Annotated in this window: 18 protein-coding genes and 1 pseudogene; 15 read left to right on the top strand and 4 right to left on the bottom strand. The window is 62.3% G+C overall.

Annotated features, from left to right (window positions below; all coding sequences use genetic code 11):
* The first annotated feature begins 63 nt into the window (after positions 1-63).
* The 6 genes from murJ to ispH all read left to right on the top strand — a co-directional run bounded on the left by murJ (position 64) and on the right by ispH (position 7,401).
* The gene (gene murJ, locus GUY40_RS16155) at positions 64-1,602 is read left to right on the top strand and encodes a murein biosynthesis integral membrane protein MurJ (RefSeq protein ID WP_166569908.1); all 1,539 of its coding nucleotides are present in this window, start codon (positions 64-66) and stop codon (positions 1,600-1,602) included.
* A 120-nt stretch (positions 1,603-1,722) separates the two neighbouring features.
* On the top strand, positions 1,723-2,673 hold the full coding sequence (gene ribF, locus GUY40_RS16150) for a bifunctional riboflavin kinase/FAD synthetase (protein WP_166569952.1): 951 nt from the start codon (positions 1,723-1,725) through the stop codon (positions 2,671-2,673).
* Complete coding sequence (gene ileS / locus GUY40_RS16145; RefSeq protein ID WP_166569907.1) at positions 2,670-5,501, top strand: isoleucine--tRNA ligase; 2,832 nt, start codon at positions 2,670-2,672, stop codon at positions 5,499-5,501. The genes ribF and ileS overlap by 4 nt, the downstream gene beginning before the upstream one ends.
* The gene (gene lspA / locus GUY40_RS16140) at positions 5,494-6,009 is read left to right on the top strand and encodes a signal peptidase II (RefSeq protein ID WP_166569906.1); all 516 of its coding nucleotides are present in this window, start codon (positions 5,494-5,496) and stop codon (positions 6,007-6,009) included. The genes ileS and lspA overlap by 8 nt, the downstream gene beginning before the upstream one ends.
* The gene (locus GUY40_RS16135; RefSeq protein WP_166569905.1) at positions 6,002-6,439 is read left to right on the top strand and encodes a peptidylprolyl isomerase; all 438 of its coding nucleotides are present in this window, start codon (positions 6,002-6,004) and stop codon (positions 6,437-6,439) included. Before lspA ends, GUY40_RS16135 begins: the two co-directional genes overlap by 8 nt.
* 14 nt (positions 6,440-6,453) lie before the next feature.
* Entirely contained in the window at positions 6,454-7,401 is a 948-nt protein-coding gene (ispH, locus tag GUY40_RS16130; protein ID WP_166569904.1) for a 4-hydroxy-3-methylbut-2-enyl diphosphate reductase, read from the top strand.
* Here ispH and GUY40_RS16125 read toward each other — a convergent pair.
* A complete protein-coding gene (locus tag GUY40_RS16125) occupies positions 7,378-7,920 on the bottom strand; it encodes a GspH/FimT family pseudopilin (protein WP_166569903.1) in 543 nt (180 codons plus the stop codon). The genes ispH and GUY40_RS16125 overlap by 24 nt on opposite strands.
* A gap of 79 nt (positions 7,921-7,999) precedes the next feature.
* On the opposite strand from GUY40_RS16125, the gene GUY40_RS16120 reads away from it, so the two are divergent.
* The 7 genes from GUY40_RS16120 to thiO are packed head-to-tail and all read left to right on the top strand — an operon-like array spanning position 8,000 to position 14,796.
* A complete protein-coding gene (locus tag GUY40_RS16120) occupies positions 8,000-8,464 on the top strand; it encodes a GspH/FimT family pseudopilin (protein ID WP_166569951.1) in 465 nt (154 codons plus the stop codon).
* Entirely contained in the window at positions 8,464-8,910 is a 447-nt protein-coding gene (gene pilV / locus GUY40_RS16115) for a type IV pilus modification protein PilV (RefSeq protein ID WP_178117845.1), read from the top strand. The genes GUY40_RS16120 and pilV overlap by 1 nt, the downstream gene beginning before the upstream one ends.
* Entirely contained in the window at positions 8,907-9,623 is a 717-nt protein-coding gene (locus GUY40_RS16110) for a PilW family protein (protein WP_166569902.1), read from the top strand. Before pilV ends, GUY40_RS16110 begins: the two co-directional genes overlap by 4 nt.
* Positions 9,624-9,633: 10 nt before the next feature.
* Positions 9,634-10,119, top strand: a complete 486-nt coding sequence (locus GUY40_RS16105) for a PilX N-terminal domain-containing pilus assembly protein (protein ID WP_166569901.1) — start codon at positions 9,634-9,636, stop codon at positions 10,117-10,119.
* Entirely contained in the window at positions 10,106-13,237 is a 3,132-nt protein-coding gene (locus tag GUY40_RS16100) for a pilus assembly protein (RefSeq protein WP_166569900.1), read from the top strand. Before GUY40_RS16105 ends, GUY40_RS16100 begins: the two co-directional genes overlap by 14 nt.
* 11 nt (positions 13,238-13,248) lie before the next feature.
* Positions 13,249-13,662, top strand: coding sequence for a type IV pilin protein (locus GUY40_RS16095; protein WP_166569899.1), 414 nt, complete (start codon positions 13,249-13,251; stop codon positions 13,660-13,662).
* A 24-nt stretch (positions 13,663-13,686) separates the two neighbouring features.
* Complete coding sequence (gene thiO, locus GUY40_RS16090; RefSeq protein ID WP_166569898.1) at positions 13,687-14,796, top strand: glycine oxidase ThiO; 1,110 nt, start codon at positions 13,687-13,689, stop codon at positions 14,794-14,796.
* Here the strand turns inward: thiO and GUY40_RS16085 are convergent.
* From GUY40_RS16085 to GUY40_RS16070, 3 genes and pseudogenes are all read right to left on the bottom strand, one after another.
* Positions 14,782-15,114, bottom strand: a pseudogene (locus GUY40_RS16085) (helix-turn-helix domain-containing protein); the annotation flags it as partial. The gene thiO and the pseudogene GUY40_RS16085 overlap by 15 nt on opposite strands.
* A 502-nt stretch (positions 15,115-15,616) precedes the next feature.
* Positions 15,617-15,844: a PP0621 family protein gene (locus tag GUY40_RS16075; RefSeq protein WP_166569897.1), complete on the bottom strand. Its 228-nt coding sequence runs from the start codon at positions 15,842-15,844 to the stop codon at positions 15,617-15,619.
* Between the two features lie 293 nt (positions 15,845-16,137).
* A complete protein-coding gene (locus tag GUY40_RS16070) occupies positions 16,138-17,163 on the bottom strand; it encodes an outer membrane protein assembly factor BamD (RefSeq protein ID WP_166569896.1) in 1,026 nt (341 codons plus the stop codon).
* A gap of 149 nt (positions 17,164-17,312) precedes the next feature.
* Here GUY40_RS16070 and rluD point away from each other — a divergent pair, with 149 nt between their 5' ends.
* Positions 17,313-18,275 carry a 23S rRNA pseudouridine(1911/1915/1917) synthase RluD gene (rluD, locus tag GUY40_RS16065; protein ID WP_166569895.1) on the top strand — a complete coding sequence of 321 codons (963 nt, stop codon included), beginning with the start codon at positions 17,313-17,315 and terminating at the stop codon, positions 18,273-18,275.
* Positions 18,272-19,012, top strand: coding sequence for a peptidoglycan editing factor PgeF (pgeF, locus tag GUY40_RS16060; protein ID WP_166569894.1), 741 nt, complete (start codon positions 18,272-18,274; stop codon positions 19,010-19,012). Before rluD ends, pgeF begins: the two co-directional genes overlap by 4 nt.
* The last annotated feature ends 25 nt before the right edge of the window (positions 19,013-19,037 follow it).

Genomic DNA, 19,037 nt, shown 5'->3' with positions numbered 1-19,037 from the left:
GGAGTATCGCACAACCGGATGCCTTCAGGCCCGCTCTTTATCTTCAGGCGCGAAAATCTTTCGATGAATCTTCTCAAATCTCTGGCCGCGGTCAGCTCTATCACGATGGTTTCGCGTGTATTGGGTTTTGTGCGCGATACCATCCTTGCGCGCATCTTTGGCGCAGGCACCGCGACGGACGCATTCTTTATTGCCTTCAAGCTGCCCAACCTGTTGCGGCGGATCTTCGCCGAAGGCGCGTTTTCCCAAGCGTTCGTGCCGATTCTGGCCGAGTACAAGAGCCAGCAGGGTGAGGAGGCGACCCGCACCTTCATTGCTTATATTTCCGGTTTGCTGACGCTGGCGCTGGCATTGGTGACGGCGCTGGGGATTCTGGCGGCGCCCTGGGTGATCTGGGTGACAGCGCCGGGCTTTGTCGCCAGCCCGGAAAAGTTCGAGCTCACCACCGATCTGCTGCGGGTGACCTTCCCCTATATATTGCTGATCTCGCTGTCTTCGCTGGCGGGAGCGGTTCTCAATACCTGGAACCGCTTCTCGGTGCCGGCCTTCGTGCCGACGCTGCTGAACGTGGCGATGATCTTTTTTGCGCTGTTCCTGACCCCGTATTTCAACCCGCCGATCATGGCGCTGGGCTGGGCGGTGCTGGCCGGCGGTCTGATGCAACTGCTGTATCAGCTGCCCCACCTGAAAAAGATCGGCATGCTTGTGCTGCCGCGCCTGAACCTGCGTGACGCTGGGGTCTGGCGAGTGCTCAAGCAAATGCTGCCAGCCATCCTGGGTGTGTCGGTCAGCCAGATTTCGCTGATCATCAACACCATTTTCGCTTCGTTCCTGGTCGCAGGCTCTGTGTCCTGGATGTACTACGCTGATCGCCTGATGGAGCTGCCGTCCGGCGTGCTGGGCGTGGCGCTGGGCACCATCCTGCTGCCAACGCTGGCCAAGACTTACGCCAACCGCGATCGCCATGAATATTCGCGGATTCTCGACTGGGGCCTGCGCCTGTGCTTTGTGCTGGTGCTGCCCTGCTCGGTAGCCCTGGCGCTGCTGGCCGAGCCGCTGACGGTGTCGCTGTTCCAGTACGGCAAGTTCAGTGCCTTTGACGCGGCCATGACCCAGCGTGCCTTGATCGCCTATGCGGTCGGGTTGATGGGAATTATTCTGATCAAGGTCCTGGCGCCCGGCTTCTACGCGCAGCAGAACATTCGCACGCCGGTGAAGATCGCCATTTTCACCCTGATCAGCACCCAGCTACTCAACCTGGCGTTTATCGGCCACCTGCAACATGCAGGCCTGGCACTGGCGATCAGCGTCGGCGCCATGCTCAATGCCGGGCTGCTGTACTGGAAGTTGCGCCAGCAGCAGCTGTTCCAGCCGCAGCCGGGGTGGACAAGGTTTCTGCTCAAGCTGGTGGTGGCGGTGGTGGTCATGGCCGCTGTGCTGTTCGGTTTGATGCAGTTGATGCCAGCGTGGGAGCAGGGGCAGATGCTTGAGCGCTTCCTGCGCCTTGGCGGCCTGGTCCTTGCCGGGGTGCTGGCGTATTTCGGCACGCTGCTGGTACTCGGTTTTCGCTTGAAAGATTTCGCCCGCAAGGCGTTGCATTAAGGGGAGGCGGTCGGGCCGAACGTCGGTTTTGTGCTTTCGGCCGCTTTGGGTGATGGTGTCGCCTGTCGTCAACCGTCGTGTGTGGTTATAATCGACCACTTTATGAGCAAGAAGCGCGTTATGCAGCTGGTTCGAGGCCTTCACAACCTGCGGCCCCAGCATCGGGGCTGTGTCGCCACTATTGGCAACTTTGACGGTGTTCACCGTGGTCACCAGGCTATCCTGGCGCGACTGCGCGAGCGAGCGGCGGAGTTGGGCGTGCCCAGCTGCGTGGTGATTTTCGAGCCGCAGCCGCGTGAATACTTTGCCCCCCAGACCGCTCCGGCGCGTCTGGCCCGGCTGCGCGACAAGATCGCGCTGCTGGCCGAGGAGGGCGTGGACCGGGTCCTGTGCCTGGCCTTCAACCAGCGCCTGAGCAAGCTCAGCGCCTCCGAGTTCGTCGATACCATCCTGGTCGACGGCCTGGGAGTTCGCCATCTGGAGGTCGGTGACGACTTCCGCTTCGGCTGCGACCGGCTGGGCGATTTCGATTTTCTCCTGCAGGCAGGCTGCGTGCAGGGTTTTACCGTGGAGGCGGCGCAGACCGTCGAGCTGGCCGATGTGCGCGTCAGCAGCACCCAGGTGCGCAAGGCGCTGGCCAATGCCGATTTTGCCCTGGCCGAGCAACTGCTGGGGCGTCCGTACCGGATTGCCGGGCGGGTGCTGCATGGCCAGAAGCTGGCACGGCAGCTGGGTTGGCCGACCGCCAACATCCAGCTCAAGCGCCGTCGCGTGCCCTTGGCCGGGGTTTACCTGGTCAGCGCCGAGATCGACGGCACACCGTGGCCGGGGGTCGCCAACATCGGCGTGCGCCCGACCGTTTCCGGAGACGGCAGTGCCCACCTGGAAATACACCTCCTGGACTTTGCCGGCGATCTTTATAGCCGGCGTTTGACGGTGGCCTTCCACCAAAAGCTGCGTGATGAGCAGCGTTTCGCCTCCCTGGAGGCGCTGAAGTCGGCGATCGATGCGGATGTCGCCGCCGCTCGTGCCCACTGGCACAGCCAACCGCTAACAAAGAGCCTGAAATGACCGACTACAAAGCCACGCTAAACCTTCCGGACACCGCCTTCCCGATGAAGGCCGGCCTGCCCCAGCGCGAGCCGCAAACCTTGCAGCGCTGGGACAGCATTGGCCTGTACCAGAAGCTTCGCGAAATTGGCAAGGATCGTCCAAAGTTCGTCCTGCACGACGGCCCTCCGTACGCCAACGGCAGCATTCACATCGGTCATGCGGTCAACAAGATTCTCAAGGACATGATCATCCGCTCCAAGACCCTCGCCGGTTTTGACGCGCCGTACGTGCCGGGCTGGGACTGCCATGGCCTGCCGATCGAACACAAGGTCGAAGTGACCCACGGCAAGCACCTGACCGCCGAAAAAACCCGCGAGCTGTGCCGTGCCTACGCGGCGGAGCAGATCGAAGGGCAGAAGTCCGAATTCATCCGTCTGGGCGTGCTGGGTGACTGGTCCAACCCGTACAAGACCATGAACTTCTCCAACGAAGCCGGCGAAATTCGCGCCCTGGCGGAAATGGTCAAGAACGGCTTCGTGTTCAAGGGCCTCAAGCCTGTGAACTGGTGCTTCGATTGCGGTTCGGCCCTGGCCGAAGCAGAAGTCGAATACGCCGACAAGAAATCCTCCACCATCGACGTGGCCTTCCCGATTGCCGATGAAGCCAAGCTGGCTGCCGCTTTCGGTCTGGGCTCGCTGGCCAAGCCGGCCGCGATCGTGATCTGGACCACCACCCCGTGGACCATCCCGGCCAACCAGGCCCTGAACGTTCACCCAGAGTTCAACTACGCCCTGGTCGACGTCGGTGACCGCCTGCTGGTACTGGCTGAAGAACTGGTCGAGTCGTGCCTGAGCCGATACAAGCTTGAAGGTTCGGTGCTGGCCACCGCACCGGGCTCGGCACTGGAATTGGTCAACTTCCGTCATCCGTTCTACGACCGCCTGTCGCCGGTGTACCTGGCCGACTACGTCGAACTGGGCGCCGGTACCGGTGTGGTTCACTCGGCCCCGGCCTACGGCGAAGACGACTTCGTGACCTGCAAGCGCTACGGCATGGTCAACGACGACATCCTGACCCCGGTGCAGAGCAACGGCGTGTACGTCGAGGCGCTGGAGTTCTTCGGTGGCCAGTTCATCTGGAAGGCCAACCCGAACATCGTCGACAAGCTGGCCGAAGTCGGTTCGCTGCTGCACACCGAAACCATCAGCCACAGCTACATGCATTGCTGGCGCCACAAGACCCCGCTGATCTACCGCGCCACCGCGCAGTGGTTCGTGGGCATGGACAAGCAGCCGAACAGCGGCGAAACCCTGCGCAAGCGCGCGGTCAAAGCCATCGAAGACACCAGGTTCGTGCCGACCTGGGGTCAGGCGCGCCTGCATTCGATGATTGCCAACCGTCCTGACTGGTGCATCTCCCGTCAACGCAACTGGGGTGTGCCGATCCCGTTTTTCCTGCACAAGCAGACCGGCGAGCTGCACCCGCGCACCGTTGAGCTGATGGAAGAAGTCGCCAAGCTGGTCGAGCAGCAAGGCATCGACGCCTGGTTCAACCTGGACGCCACCACCCTGCTGGGTGACGAGGCTGCCCAGTACGACAAGATCGCCGACACCCTCGACGTCTGGTTCGATTCGGGCACCACTCACTGGCACGTCCTGCGCGATTCGCACTCGATGGGCCACGCCAGCGGCCCGCGTGCCGACCTGTACCTGGAAGGTTCCGACCAGCACCGCGGCTGGTTCCATTCCTCGTTGCTGACCGGCTGTGCCATCGATGACCACGCACCATACCGCGAGCTGCTGACCCACGGTTTCACCGTGGACGAGAACGGTCGCAAGATGTCCAAGTCGCTGGGCAACGTGATCGCGCCGCAAAAGGTCAACGACACCCTGGGCGCCGACATCATGCGCCTGTGGGTTTCGGCCACCGACTACTCTGGCGAGATGGCCGTTTCCGAGCAGATCCTGCAGCGCAGCGCCGATGCCTACCGGCGTATCCGCAACACTGCACGCTTCCTGCTCTCGAACCTGACCGGTTTCAATCCGGCCACCGACCTGCTGCCGGCCGAAGACATGCTGGCGCTGGACCGCTGGGCCGTCGATCGCACCCTGCTGCTGCAGCGTGAGCTTGAAGAGCACTATGGCGAATACCGCTTCTGGAACGTCTACTCCAAAATCCACAACTTCTGCGTGCAGGAGCTGGGCGGTTTCTACCTGGACATCATCAAGGACCGTCAGTACACCACCGGTGCCAACAGCACCGCGCGGCGTTCCTGCCAGACCGCGCTGTACCACATCTCTGAAGCGCTGGTGCGCTGGATCGCGCCGATCCTGGCCTTCACCGCCGACGAGCTGTGGCAGTACCTGCCGGGCGAGCGTAACGAGTCGGTCATGCTCAACACCTGGTACCAGGGCCTGAGCGAGTTGCCGGAAGGCTTCGAGCTGGACCGCGCCTACTGGGAGCGGATCATGGCGGTCAAGACCGCGGTCAACAAGGAAATGGAAAACCAGCGCGCGGCCAAGGCCATCGGTGGCAACCTGCAAGCTGAAGTGACCCTGTTCGCCGACGAGTCCCTGAGCGCCGACCTGAGCAAGCTGAGCAACGAACTGCGCTTCGTGCTGATCACCTCGACCGCCAGCGTCGCACCCTTCGCCCAGGCCCCGGCCGAAGCCGTGGTGACCGAAGTGGCTGGCCTGAAGCTCAAGGTGGTCAAGTCCGGTCACGCCAAGTGCGCCCGTTGCTGGCACTGCCGCGAAGACGTCGGGGTCAACCCGGAACATCCGGAAATCTGCGGTCGCTGCGTAGACAACATCAGCGGTGATGGCGAGGTGCGTCACTATGCCTAACCCTGCTGCCGGGCGCTTCGGGCGCCTGAGCTGGCTCTGGCTGAGCTTGCTGGTCCTGGTCCTCGACCAGGCCAGCAAGTTCTACTTTGAAGGCACGCTAAGCCTGTACCAGCAGATTGTGGTCATCCCCGACTACTTCAGCTGGACGCTGGCCTACAACACCGGTGCGGCGTTCAGCTTCCTGGCTGACAGCTCCGGCTGGCAGCGCTGGCTGTTCGCCCTGATCGCCTTGGTGGTCAGTGCGGTGCTGGTCGTCTGGCTCAAGCGCCTGGGGCGCAACGAGACCTGGCTGGCCGTCGCCCTGGCCCTGGTGCTGGGCGGCGCGCTGGGCAACCTGTACGACCGTATCGTGCTTGGCCACGTGATCGATTTCATTCTGGTGCACTGGCAGAACCGCTGGTATTTCCCGGCGTTCAACCTGGCCGACAGCGCAATCAGCGTTGGCGCCGTGATGCTGGCACTGGATATGTTCAAGAGTAAGAAGTCCGGAGAACCCGTCCATGACTGAGCCGCGTATCGGCCAGAACACCGAAGTGACCCTGCACTTCGCCTTGCATCTGGAAAACGGCGACACCGTCGACAGCACCTTCGAGAAGGCGCCGGCGGTGTTCAAAGTGGGCGATGGCAACCTGTTGCCAGGTTTTGAAGCAGCGATCTTCGGCTTCAAGGCTGGCGATAAACGCAGCGTCACCGTGCCGCCAGAAAACGCCTTCGGCCAGCCAAACCCGCAGAACGTGCAGATCATGCCGCGTTCGCAGTTCGACGGCATGGACTTGTCCGAAGGCTTGCTGGTGATTTTCAACGATGCAGCCAACACCGAGCTTCCGGGTGTGGTCAAGGCGTTCGATGACGCGCAAGTGACCATCGACTTCAACCATCCGCTGGCCGGCAAGACCTTGACGTTTGAAGTCGACATCATCGACGTAAAGGCGCTTTGAGCCAGGAGTCCCGCATGCAAATCAAACTCGCCAACCCTCGTGGCTTCTGTGCAGGCGTGGACCGGGCGATCGAAATCGTCAACCGCGCGCTGGAAGTCTTCGGCCCGCCGATCTATGTGCGCCACGAAGTGGTTCACAACAAGTTCGTGGTCGAAGACCTGCGCGCGCGCGGGGCGATCTTCGTCGAGGAACTGGAACAGGTGCCGGACGATGTCATCGTCATTTTCAGTGCCCACGGTGTGTCCCAGGCCGTTCGCCAGGAAGCGGCCGGGCGTGGCTTGAAGGTGTTCGATGCGACCTGCCCATTGGTGACCAAGGTGCATATCGAGGTCGCCCGCTATAGCCGCGATGGCCGCGAATGCATCCTGATCGGCCATGCCGGGCACCCGGAAGTCGAAGGCACCATGGGCCAGTACGACGCCAGCAATGGCGGCGCCATCTACCTGGTCGAAGATGAGGAAGATGTTGCCAACCTGCAGGTCAAAAACCCGGAAGCCCTGGCCTTCGTGACCCAGACCACCTTGTCGATGGACGACACCAGCCGCGTGATCGACGCACTGCGTTCGCGCTTCCCAAGCATCGGTGGGCCGCGCAAGGACGACATCTGCTACGCCACCCAGAACCGCCAGGACGCGGTCAAGCAACTGGCCAACGAGTGCGATGTGGTTCTGGTGGTCGGCAGCCCCAACAGCTCCAACTCCAACCGCCTGCGTGAGCTGGCCGAACGCATGGCCACCCCGGCCTACCTGATCGACGGTGCCGAAGACATGCAGCGCAGCTGGTTCGACGGTGTCGAGCGCATCGGCATCACCGCAGGGGCTTCGGCGCCTGAGGTGCTGGTGCGTGGCGTGATCCAGCAGTTGCAAGCCTGGGGTGCGACCGGTGCCGATGAATTGGCCGGCCGCGAGGAGAACATCACGTTCTCCATGCCCAAGGAACTACGCGTTCGCTCCCTGCTTTGACCCTCGGCGCTCGCACAGGGGCTGCTCGTCCGTGTTCGAGCGCAGGCTGATGCGGCCGGTCTTGGCCAGTACCACTTGGTAGTGGCTGACCGGCTCGCGTTTGGCGCAGATATGCAGGGTGCCAAGCTGGTATCCCTTACTCCCCAACGGTTCACCCAAACTGCTGAATTGAACGTTGACCTTCAGGTGATGATTGCCGATCACCGGCACACGGCTGCGGGTTCCATACTCCAGCAGAACCGGGTTATCCACATCCTCATGCCCCTTTCCGCTGGCATCGACGATGATTCTCCAGCCGTTGCTCCAGTCCTCCCCGATCGCCTGCACGATCACCCGCTCATGGCGTACCATCGCCTCGCTGCGCGCCATGCGCAAGCCACTGGCCAGCTGCTTTGCCATCTCCTGACGTTGCGCAGATTCGACCAGCTTACGGAACGCTGGCGCACTTAGATGGACCAAGATAGCAATCAAGGCCAAGGCGCTGAGCAATTCGATCAAAGTAATGCCATTCTGTCTCATGAACTTTCCTCCCTGGAAGGTGCCCGAAAAACCAGCTGCGCCGCTGTTTATAGTTCAGTTTTCCAGCGAGAGATGTGTGATGCGCAAGGATTGCCGGGGCTTTTCCCTGGTTGAATTGTTGCTGGTCGTGATCTTCATCACGATCCTGGCAACCATGGTCATCCCCGCCTATAGCGGCCTGATCCAGCGCAACCGCGCCGATGCGGAACTGAGTGAACTTACCCGTGCGCTCCATTACGCGCGGCTTGAGGCCATCGATCGTGGTACCAGCCTGCGCATCGCCCCCGCGACCTCCGGGGCGGCCTGGAACACTGAACTGAAAGCCGTCACCGTGGCCGACACCGCCACCACCTTGCGCGTGGTGCCGGCCATGACCAGCGGGGCGACGCTCAACGCGGGTAGCATCACAGCGATCGACTTCAATAATTTCGGCGGTTTGGCCGCGCCGTCGAGCGCTTTGACACTTACGTATACCTTGGGCACCGTGACCCGAACCCTGACTATCTGCTTGAATGGCCGCATCGTGCAGGGAGGCAGTTGCTGATGCAGGGAGCAAGGCAGCGGGGGGGGACACTGATCGAAGTGCTGGTGGCGATGTTCATCCTCGCGATCGGCCTGCTGGGTGCGGCCGCCATTCAGCTCAATGCCCTGAAATACACCGACAGCTCATTGATGAGCAGTCAGGCCACGTTCATTGCCTACGACATGATGGACCGTATCCGTGCCAACCCTGATGTCGACTACAGCCTCACCGGTCTTTCCGCCGCGCCTTCAAGCGCCACCGGCAGCGATGCGCGCCAGCAGGACTTCTATGACTTCAAGACCAACATCAACCATTTTGCCGGCACAACGGCAACCGGGCGGATCACGGTGGTCAACCGGTTGGTGACCATCACCATCACCTGGGATGACAGCCGCGCGGGCGGAGGCACCCAGACCTTCACGCTGGCCAGCCGGGTAGCGGTCGACCCGGTGGCGGTGACGCCATGAAACGACGCTCACGCGGTTTCGGCCTGGTGGAAGTGATGGTGGCGATGCTGCTGGGGCTGATCGTGGTGCTCGGCATCACCCAGATTTTCATTGCCGCCAAGAACACTTACCTGGCCCAGAACGCCTCGGCACGCTTGCAGGAAGATGCTCGGTTTGCCTTTAGCAAGATGATTCAGGAACTGCGCATGGTCGGGATGTTTGGCTGCCTGACCACCAGTTCCATGACCTACGCCGATGCATCGATCGCGACCGAATTCAGCAACCCGATCACCTTCGCCCGCGCATCCGATGGCAGCACCCAGACGCTGACGTTCATTACCGCCGACGTTGGCAGCAGCGGCAGCACGCCGAGCTATACGGTGGTCACTGACTGCGTGACCTTTGCTCGTGCCTACCGGGAGGCACAGACACCCGGGGCAGGGCAAATTGCCCTGCCGCTGCGCAAGGTGGTCTACACCGTGGAAAACAACCAGCTGAAACTCGGCGCTGATACCAATAAGCAGGTGCTGGTGGACAACGTTGCGTCGATGGCGATCTCGTTCGGCATTGCCAGTACCGCCACCGACAATGCGGTGTCCAGCTACTCCACCACGCCGAGCAACGCGGCGACCATTCGCAGCGTACGGTTGAGCCTGACCCTCAGAGATCCGAATGCTCGTGTGGCGGACCAGACCTATAACGTCGTTGCATCCCTTCGCAACCGGCTCAAGTAGAGGCTTGCCCATGAACAGCAGTCACTGGCGCGGGCAGAAGCACCAACAGGGCATGGCCCTGGTAGTCAGCCTGATCTTTTTGTTGTTGCTCACCTTGATCGGTCTTTCGTCGATGCAGAGCGCCACCCTGCAGGAAAAAATGGCCGGCAGCGTCAAGCAGCGCAATGAATCCTTCCAGATCGCCGAAGCGGCCCTGCGGGCAGGAGAGACCGCGGTTCAGGCCGGTACCTTCACGCTCGCGCTGTGCAGCTATTGCCTGCCGCCGCCGGAGTCGGTGAAGGTCACCGCAGCCGGTGTCTACAGCGGCACCGGGCAAAGCTCGGGGGTGGCCTGGGTCGCCGCCAATAGTGGCTTCTACATGATTCAGAACATTGGAACGACCGCTACGGCGGTGCATGTACCCACAGGCTCGGCGGCGACCTTGTACCGGGTCACGGCGGTGGGGCTGCAAGGCAATTCGCGCTCGGTGCTGGAGAGTGTGTATGCGAAGTATTAAGGGACTGCTCGCCGGTATCGGGCTGGGGCTCTACCTGAGCGCACCGGTCTATGCCTTCACACCTTCCGAATCGCCGCTGCTGAGTGCGGCGGCGGTAGCGCCCAATGTGATGTTGTTGGTGGATAACTCCGGGAGTATGTACAACATCGTTTGGGCTACCGGATTTGATCCGGATGTCAGTCGCGTGTCGGTGTCCAACTGCAGTTCCAGCACAAGCTGTTTGTCTGGCGACTCGCTGGAGGGTGGCAACATTTCGCTGTCGAGCCTGAACCGTGGTGGTTGCTCGAGTGGTTGGGTAGGGTTCTATCGGGGGCTGTTGTCCCGCGTCTGCCTGAAATTGCCCGACCCTGTCGGAAGCGGTGCTACCCGCTATACCGCTGATTATCTGTCCTATCTGGTAACGCTGTCGGGCGGCGTCAACCGGGATTACACCACAGGCTCCATCCCCAACGACTACCGGATCAACGTCGCCCGTGAGGTGTCCAAAACCCTGATCAACAACAACCGCAGCTTGCGCATGGGTCTTGCCAGTGTCAACCCGCCCAGGACCGGCGACCGGGGCCCGGGGGGCAACATCCAGAAGCCGATCACCGACCTGTCCGTGGTGCCCAACAGCGTCACTCAGGCGCAGGCGGACGCCAACTACAACGCCCTTATCACCGCCATCAACGGGCTGGACGCCGAGGCCAACACGCCGCTGGCCGAAACCTACTACGACGTCAGCCGTTATTTCCGAGGGCTGGCTCCGTACTACAACTCGACACCTTCCACCTACACCAGCCCGATCCAGTACCGGTGCCAGAAAAACTACGGGGTGGTGATTACCGACGGTTTGCTGACCTATGACCGCACTTTTCCCAGCAATGACCCGGACGGGGCCGGCAAGCTGCCGAACTGGGATGGAGTCAGCAACGACGGTGCCGACCCGAGCGGTGACAGTGAGGGCGATACCCTGTACCTGGACGACATCGCCAAGTTCGGCTTCGATATCGATATGCGCAAGACCGGCAACGATGCGGCCGGCAAGAGTTGGAACGGGGTCGGCTTCGAGAAGCAGAACCTGAACACCTACACCGTCGGTTTTGCGGTGTCCAACGACATGCTGTCCGATGCCGCCCACTACGGCAATGGCCAGTATTACCAGGCCAATGACAGTGCGGCGTTGAGCGCGGCACTGGCCTCGGCCATCGGCGACATCAACGCCAAGGCGGGCTCCGGCGGTGGCGGGGCGACCAGCTCGGCGACGCTGCAGTCCGATACGCGCTTCTACCTGACCCTGTACGACCCCAAGGACTGGCGCGGGACGATCAAGGCGCTGACCATCGACAGCACCGGCAGCGTCAATGCCACTTCCAGCACGCCTGTCTGGACCACCGACACCACCATGGTTCCGGGCAGCACCTCGACCACCTTCCAGTCCTGGCGCACCGACACCAACAAACCCATCACCCTGGCGTTCGCCAACTTTTCCGACGCGCAGAAAACCGTGCTTGGCCAGAACCTGCCGACCGGCATCAGCGCCACTGATCTGGTGGAGTGGACCAAGGGCACCCACAAGGCCGGCCTGAAGGTGCGCAGCGTGCTGCTGGGGGATGTCATCAACTCGCCGCTGGTGGCGGCCCTGCCCAGCGACAAGACCGCCAGCGACCTGGTGGGTGACACCAGCTACAGTAGCTACCTGACCACCAAGCAGAACGGCATGACCAGCAGCCTGGTGGTCAATGCCAACGACGGCTTCATGCAAGTACTCAACGCCAGTAACGGTGCCCGCCGCTACGCCTACATGCCCTCCACGGTATTGCCTTCGCTGTACCTGATTTCCGACGTTGATTACAAAGACGGCCAGTCGCACAAATTCACCGTCGACGGCCAGGTGGCCGTGTTCGACGCCCAGTTCGGCAGCACCAACACGGCCTGGAAAACCGTGGCGCTGGGCGGGGTGGGCGGGGCCGGCAAGGCCTATTATGCGGTGCAGTTATATGACGCTACGGCGGGGAACACTGCCCAGGCGCTGTGGGAAATTCGCGCGCCGGATGTAGCCAGCGCCGCCAACGCCTTCAACGATCTGGGTTATGCCTACTCGCGCCCGGCCGTGGCCCGACTGGCCGACGGTACCTGGGCCGCCTTTATCGGCAACGGCTATGGCAGCAACACCGGTGTGGCGGCGCTGTATGTGGTCGACATCCGCGATGGCTCGCTGATCAAGAAAATCGTCATCGACGCCACCGAGAAGGACAACGGGCTGTCCTCGGTCAAACTCAAGGTCAATGCCCAGAACGTGGTGCAGGCGGCCTACGGCGGTGATCTCAAGGGGCGGATGTGGAAGTTCGACTTGAGCTCGACATCGACCACCAGTTGGGGCCTGGCGTTCTCCGGCAAGCCGTTGTTCACGGCCTCTGGCGGCGTCAATCAGCCGATCAGTGCCCAGCCGCTGCTGCTCGACCATCCCACCAATGGCAAGCTGGTGTACTTCGGTACCGGCAAATTCAACGAGGCGGTCGACAAACTGTCGACCGCTCGCCAGGCGTTCTATGCGATCTGGGACGCCGACAACGGCGCTGGCAACTACACCGAGAGCCAGTTGCAGGCGCAGTCGATCACCGGCGTGTTCACCGGCTCCAGCGGCGAGTTCATCACCACCAGCGAAAACGACGTGGGCTGGGCCAGCAAGAAAGGCTGGTACCTGCCGCTCGTTTACAACAGCCTGCTCAAGGGTGAGCGGGTAATCTACCCGGCGCAGACCACCCGTGGGCGTATCGTCTTTACCACGGCAGCAGTGGATACCTCTGACCCTTGCGAAAGCTCGGGCACCGGGAAGCTGGTCGAGCTCGACCCGGAAAAGGGCAAGATGCTCAGTTACGCGGTGCTCGATACCAACGGCGATGGGTTCATCAACACCGGCGACACCCGGGCCAGTGGGATCAACTTCGGTGAAGGTGTGCCGAACCTGGCGGGCATTCTCAGCCACTCCGCCAGTTCGAGTTCCACCACTACCACGAGCCCTTACGTTGACTACAAGACCATCACCCTGTCCAACGGCACGGTGGTGCGGGTGCGAGAGAAGGGCGCCAGCGAAGCCGCAGCCTCTCGGCGGATCATGTGGCGACAGATAATGTAGGCAGGAAACCCATGCGAAGAACGAATAAAGGCTTCACCTTGATCGAACTGTTGATCGTCGTGGCGGTTATCGGCATTCTGGCGTCCATCGCTTATCCCAGTTACACCGAATACATCAAGAAAGCCCGGCGTACGGAAGTGGCCGGACTGTTGTCCGAAACCGCGCAAAACCTTGAACGGCATTATTCCCGTACCGGGCAATATTCGGACACTTCGACGATTATCACGGCGGTTTCGGCCGGCACCGACTATTACACGTTGGTCGCCACGCGCAATGCCCAGGATTTCACCCTGACGGCAACCCGCAAGACTGGCACCCTGATGGCCGGTGACAAGTGCGGCGATTTCGTGCTCACCCAGACCGGTGCACGCACTAACCCCAATAGCGCCAGAGGCGTCACCAGCAAAACCTGTTGGGGGCGCTGACCGCGCCAGCAGTTGGATCAACAGATGGCTAAGCAAGTAGTGATTGTCGGCGGCGGGGTTATTGGCCTGCTGACTGCGTTCAACCTGGCGGCACATGTCGAGCACGTGACGGTGCTGGACCGCAACGCGGTGGGCCAGGAGTCTTCCTGGGCAGGCGGCGGGATCGTGTCGCCGCTCTATCCCTGGCGCTACAGCCCGGCCGTGACGGCATTGGCGCATTGGTCGCAGGATTTCTATCCGGAACTCGGCGCACGCTTGTTCGCCAGCACCGGGCTTGACCCGCAAGTGCATGTCACCGGCCTGTACTGGCTGGACCTGGATGACGAGCAGCAGGCGCTTGACTGGGCCGTACGGGAGCAACGCCCGCTGCGCCCGGTCGACATGTCGGCTGTATACGATGCCGTGCCGGTGCTGGGCCCGGGCTTCGAGCGGGCGATTTACATGGCGGATGTGGCCAACGTGCGCAACCCGCGCCTGGTCAAGTCGCTCAAGGCCGCGCTTCAAGCCTTGCCCAACGTTACCTTGAGTGAGCACTGCGAAGTGCAGGGCTTTATTCAGGATGGCACCCGAATCCGGGGTGTGCGGACCGCCGGGGGCGACCTGCTGGCAGATCAGGTGGTATTGACCGCTGGCGCCTGGAGTGGCGATTTGCTGCGCACGCTGGCGCTGGACTTGCCAGTCGAGCCGGTCAAGGGCCAGATGATTCTCTACAAATGCGCGGAGGACTTCTTGCCGAGCATGGTGCTGGCCAAGGGGCGCTATGCGATCCCGCGTCGCGATGGGCATATCCTGATCGGCAGTACCCTGGAGCACGCCGGCTACGACAAAACCCCCACCGATGTTGCGCTTGAAAGCCTCAAGGCCTCGGCCATCGAGCTGTTGCCGGCATTGGCAGACGCGACGCCAGTCGGCCATTGGGCCGGCTTGCGCCCGGGTTCACCGGAAGGCATCCCCTACATTGGCCAGGTGCCTGGGCATGACGGCCTGTGGCTGAACTGCGGTCATTACCGCAACGGGCTGGTGCTGGCCCCAGCCTCCTGCCAGCTGTTTGCCGACTTGCTGCTGGAGCGCGCGCCGATCATCGACCCCACCCCTTATGCACCGGCAGGGCGCCTGGCTTCAGTCCAGGCCTAGTTTTTTCAGCCGGTAGCGCATCGAGCGAAACGACAGGCTCAAGCGCTGGGCCGCGGCTGTGCGGTTCCAGCGTGTCTCTTCCAGGGCCTGGAGGATCAGCTTGCGCTCGATGCTTTCCAGATAGGCTTCCAGATCGTCGATCCGGGTCAGGTCCGGTTCGCCGACGGGCAGCAGGCTGCTTTCGGAAAGCCGCAGGTCACTGGCCTCGATTTGCGCGTTATCGCAGAGAGTACACGCACGTTCCAGGATGTTTTCCAGTTCGCGTACGTTGCCAGGAAAGTGATAAGCCTTGAGCGCCGCCAAGGCCTGGGGTGACAACGTGGTGACGGGAACACCGTAGTAGAGGTCCTGGCGAAAGCGTTCGGCCGCCACTTGCGCATGGTCTGCGGTGCCGAGCCTTGGCCGAGGGCAATAAAACTGGGCTGCACCTGTGGCCCGGTTGCCGTCAGTTTCACGGCCATCGGCCGCAAGGTCGGGTTGGCACGCCAGCGGTGCAGGCGGTCGAGCAACTGTTCGGCGGCGTCGACCAGCGGCTGGCCAATGATGTCGCGCTTGCCCAATCGCGGCGAGTGCGGCCATCAACAGGCCGATGCGTCGGCTCAGCAGCAGATTGCCGATGGCGACCGAGGCGATCATCAGGTTGCCGATGCCGCTGGGAATACCGCCGCCGGCGTAGAACAGCTCACCGTCGGTCGGCTCCAGCAATGTGTCGTCCAGATTGCTGGAGATCAGCAGCGCCAGGGTAATGCCGACGGTCAATCGATAGAGGTGATACAGGCGCAACACACGTTGGGCCACCAACGGAGGGGGTGTGAGCGGCTCAGCGCTCACGAGGGCCCTGTTCCAGGTGCTTCTGGCTGCAATACCACAGACTACCGGTGCGGATGGCCTGGGTATCCGGTACATGCAGCCCGCAATGGGCGCAGCGGACCATTTTCAATGGGCTATCGAGCGATTTGTCCGGCTTGGCAACCGGTGCCGACTTGAACTTGCGCCAGAGCCAGATGGCAGCGGCGATCACAGCGATCCAAAACAGTAGGCGAACCATGGTGTCCAGCGTCGTCAGGAGAGATAGAGCAGTTTAGCCAAGATGACGGGCGGTTGTGTAGGGGCTATAAAGCATCGCGGGCAAGCCCCAATGCCAGTCAGTTAAGGCGAGATCCATGTGGGAGCGGATTTATCCGCGAATGAAGGCACCGCGCAATGCCAGAAAAACCGCGGTGTCTGGATTCGCGGCGGTCCGGCGATCCGGTAAATCCGCTCCCACAGGTTTTCGGCGCTCCATTCCTTAACTGACCGGCATTGGGGCTTGCCCGCGATAAGGTTTGTACCGATTTTGAATCAGTCGAAGATCCCGAACGTCATGCGGCTGAACCACGACCGATCAGTGTTGTTGCCTTCGGCTTCGTGGTTTTCCTCTTCGACCGCGTCGCTCGCATCGCCTTCTTTAGGCAACAGCTCGCTTGGGATCGCTTCCTTGGCATCTTCGTACTGCTTGATCACGTCCTGGTTGGCGCGGGTTTCGCCCGGCGGCAGCGGCACGTCGGTCTCGATCAGGCCCAGGGTGGCCTTGGATATCCACGAGCGGTTGTCCGCTTCGTCCTGCTGTGGCACGAACTGGCCATCGACCAGGCTCGGGTGGTTCGGATAGTTGAGCTTCAGGGTGTCCAGGCTGGTTGCGGCCAGGTCATCCAGATGCAGGCGTTGGTAAGCCTCGGTCATTACCGCCAGGCCGTCGCCGACCGATGGGGTTTCCTGGAAGTTTTCCACCACGTAGCGACCACGGTTGGCGGCAGCAACGTAGGCCTGACGGGTCAGGTAGTAGTCGGCCACGTGGATTTCGTAGGACGCCAGCAGGTTACGCAGGTAAATCATGCGCTGCTTGGCGTCTGGCGCGTAGCGGCTGTTGGGGAAGCGACTGGTCAGCTGGGCGAACTCGTTGTAGGAGTCGCGGGCAGCGCCCGGGTCACGCTTGGTCATGTCCAGTGGCAGAAAGCGCGCCAGCAGGCCGCGGTCCTGGTCGAACGAGGTCAGGCCCTTGAGGTAGTAGGCGTAGTCGACGTTCGGGTGCTGGGGGTGCAAACGGATAAACCGTTCGGCGGCCGACTTGGCGGCTTCGGGCTCGGCGTTCTTGTAGTTCGCGTAGATCAGCTCGAGCTGGGCCTGGTCGGCGTAGCGCCCGAACGGATAGCGCGACTCCAGAGCCTTGAGCTTGCTCGTGGCGCTGGTGTAGCTGTTGTTGTCCAGGTCGGCCTGCGCCTGCTGGTACAGCTCGGACTCGCTCAGGTTTTCGTCGACGACTTCCTTCGAGGAACAGGCAGCGGTGAGTCCGAGGATGGCGATCAGCAGCAGGTGTTTCACTTGCATGGCGGCTTGCGTCCCTATGACGGCAGCTGTCTTGGGCGTGGCCGTCCTGTTATGATGAGCGCCCCGTGGAACCCTCGGGGCAAAAGACGCCGTATTTAACCACAAGCGTGCAGCTGAAACCAAAGGCTGTGCCGCCGCCTAGTCCGAGCATGTCCGAGATCATACAACTTAGCGCTGAGGTGCCGTCCGAACTGGGCGGGCAACGCCTCGATCAAGTCGCCGCCCAATTGTTCGCTGAGCATTCACGCTCGCGCCTTTCCGCCTGGATCAAGGAGGGGCTGCTGACTGTGGATGGCGCCGTCCTGCGTCCGCGTGACACCGTCCATGGCGGTTCCGTGCTTGCGCTCAATGCCGAGCAGGAAGCGCAAGGCGAGTGGGTGGCCCAGGACATCGAGCTGGATATCGTCTATGAAGACGACCAGCTGATGGTCATCAACAAGCCCGCCGGCCTGGTCGTCCACCCGGCTGCCGGGCACGCCGACGGCACGCTGCTCAATGCCTTGCTGCACCACGTGCCGGACATCATCAACGTCCCGCGTGCCGGCATCGTGCACCGCCTGGACAAGGACACCACAGGGCTGATGGTGGTGGCCAAGACCATTCAGGCCCAGACCAATCTGGTGGCGCAGTTGCAAGCCCGGTCGGTCAGCCGCATCTATGAATGCATCGTGATCGGGGTGGTGACAGCCGGGGGCAAGATCAACGCCCCGATCGGCCGTCATGGCTCCCAGCGCCAGCGCATGGCCGTGATGGAAGGCGGCAAGCCTGCCGTCAGCCACTACCGCGTGCTGGAGCGCTTCCGCTCGCACACTCATGTGCGGGTCAAGCTGGAAACCGGCCGGACTCACCAGATCCGTGTGCACATGTCCCACGTGGGCTTCCCGCTGGTCGGCGACCCGACGTACGGTGGTCGTTTCCGTATTCCGCCGGCCGCCAGCCTGACCATGGTCGAAGCGCTCAAGACGTTCCCGCGCCAGGCCTTGCATGCTCGCTTCCTGGAGTTGAACCATCCGACGACCGGTCAGCGCATGAGCTGGGAATCGCCGCTGCCGGATGATTTCGTCTGGCTGCTGTCGCTGCTCAAGCAAGACCGCGAGGCCTTCGTCGGATGAACCCGCTCACGCCTGACCTGCTGATTCCGGACTGGCCTGCGCCAGTGGGCGTCAAGGCCTGCGTGAGCACCCGTGCCGGCGGCGTCAGCCTGGCACCGTTCGACAGCTTCAACCTGGGCGACCATGTCGGCGACGAGCCAGCAGCGGTGGCCCACAACCGGCGGCGCCTGACCGATACCTTCGCTATATCGCCTGCCTGGCTCAAGCAAGTCCACGGCGTCGTGGTGGCCGATGCCGACCCCGGTGTAATCGCCGAGGCCGACGCCAGTTGGACGGCGACCCCGGGCATTGCCTGCACCGTCATGACCGCCGACTGCCTGCCGGCGCTGTTCTGCGACAAGACCGGCAGCCGGGTTGGCGCTGCCCACGCCGGCTGGCGCGGGTTGGCCGCGGGCGTGCTGGAAGCCACGGTGGAGCGCCTGGGTGTGGCGCCGGACCAAGTCATGGTCTGGCTGGGGCCAGCCATTGGCCCGATGGCCTTTGAAGTGGGGCCGGAAGTGCGCGAGGCGTTCATCGGTCCGCATCCGCAAACCGAGCATGCCTTTGTGCCCAGTGTCAATGCCGGGCGTTTCATGGCCGACATCTATGAGCTTGCCCGGCTGCGTCTGGCCGCCATAGGGGTGACAGCGGTTTATGGTGGCGGCTATTGCACCGTGACCGATCCGCGCTTTTTCTCCTATCGACGCGCCGCCTGCACGGGCCGCTTCGCCTCTCTGGTCTGGCTGGACCGTTCTTGACGGTTGACCTGCGTCAGTCCCGCTA

It is taken from the genome of Pseudomonas sp. R5(2019) (assembly GCF_009905435.1).
GTDB lineage: Bacteria > Pseudomonadota > Gammaproteobacteria > Pseudomonadales > Pseudomonadaceae > Aquipseudomonas.
Note: the sequence above shows the minus strand (reverse complement) of the source record. Positions and strands in the feature narration are given on the sequence as shown.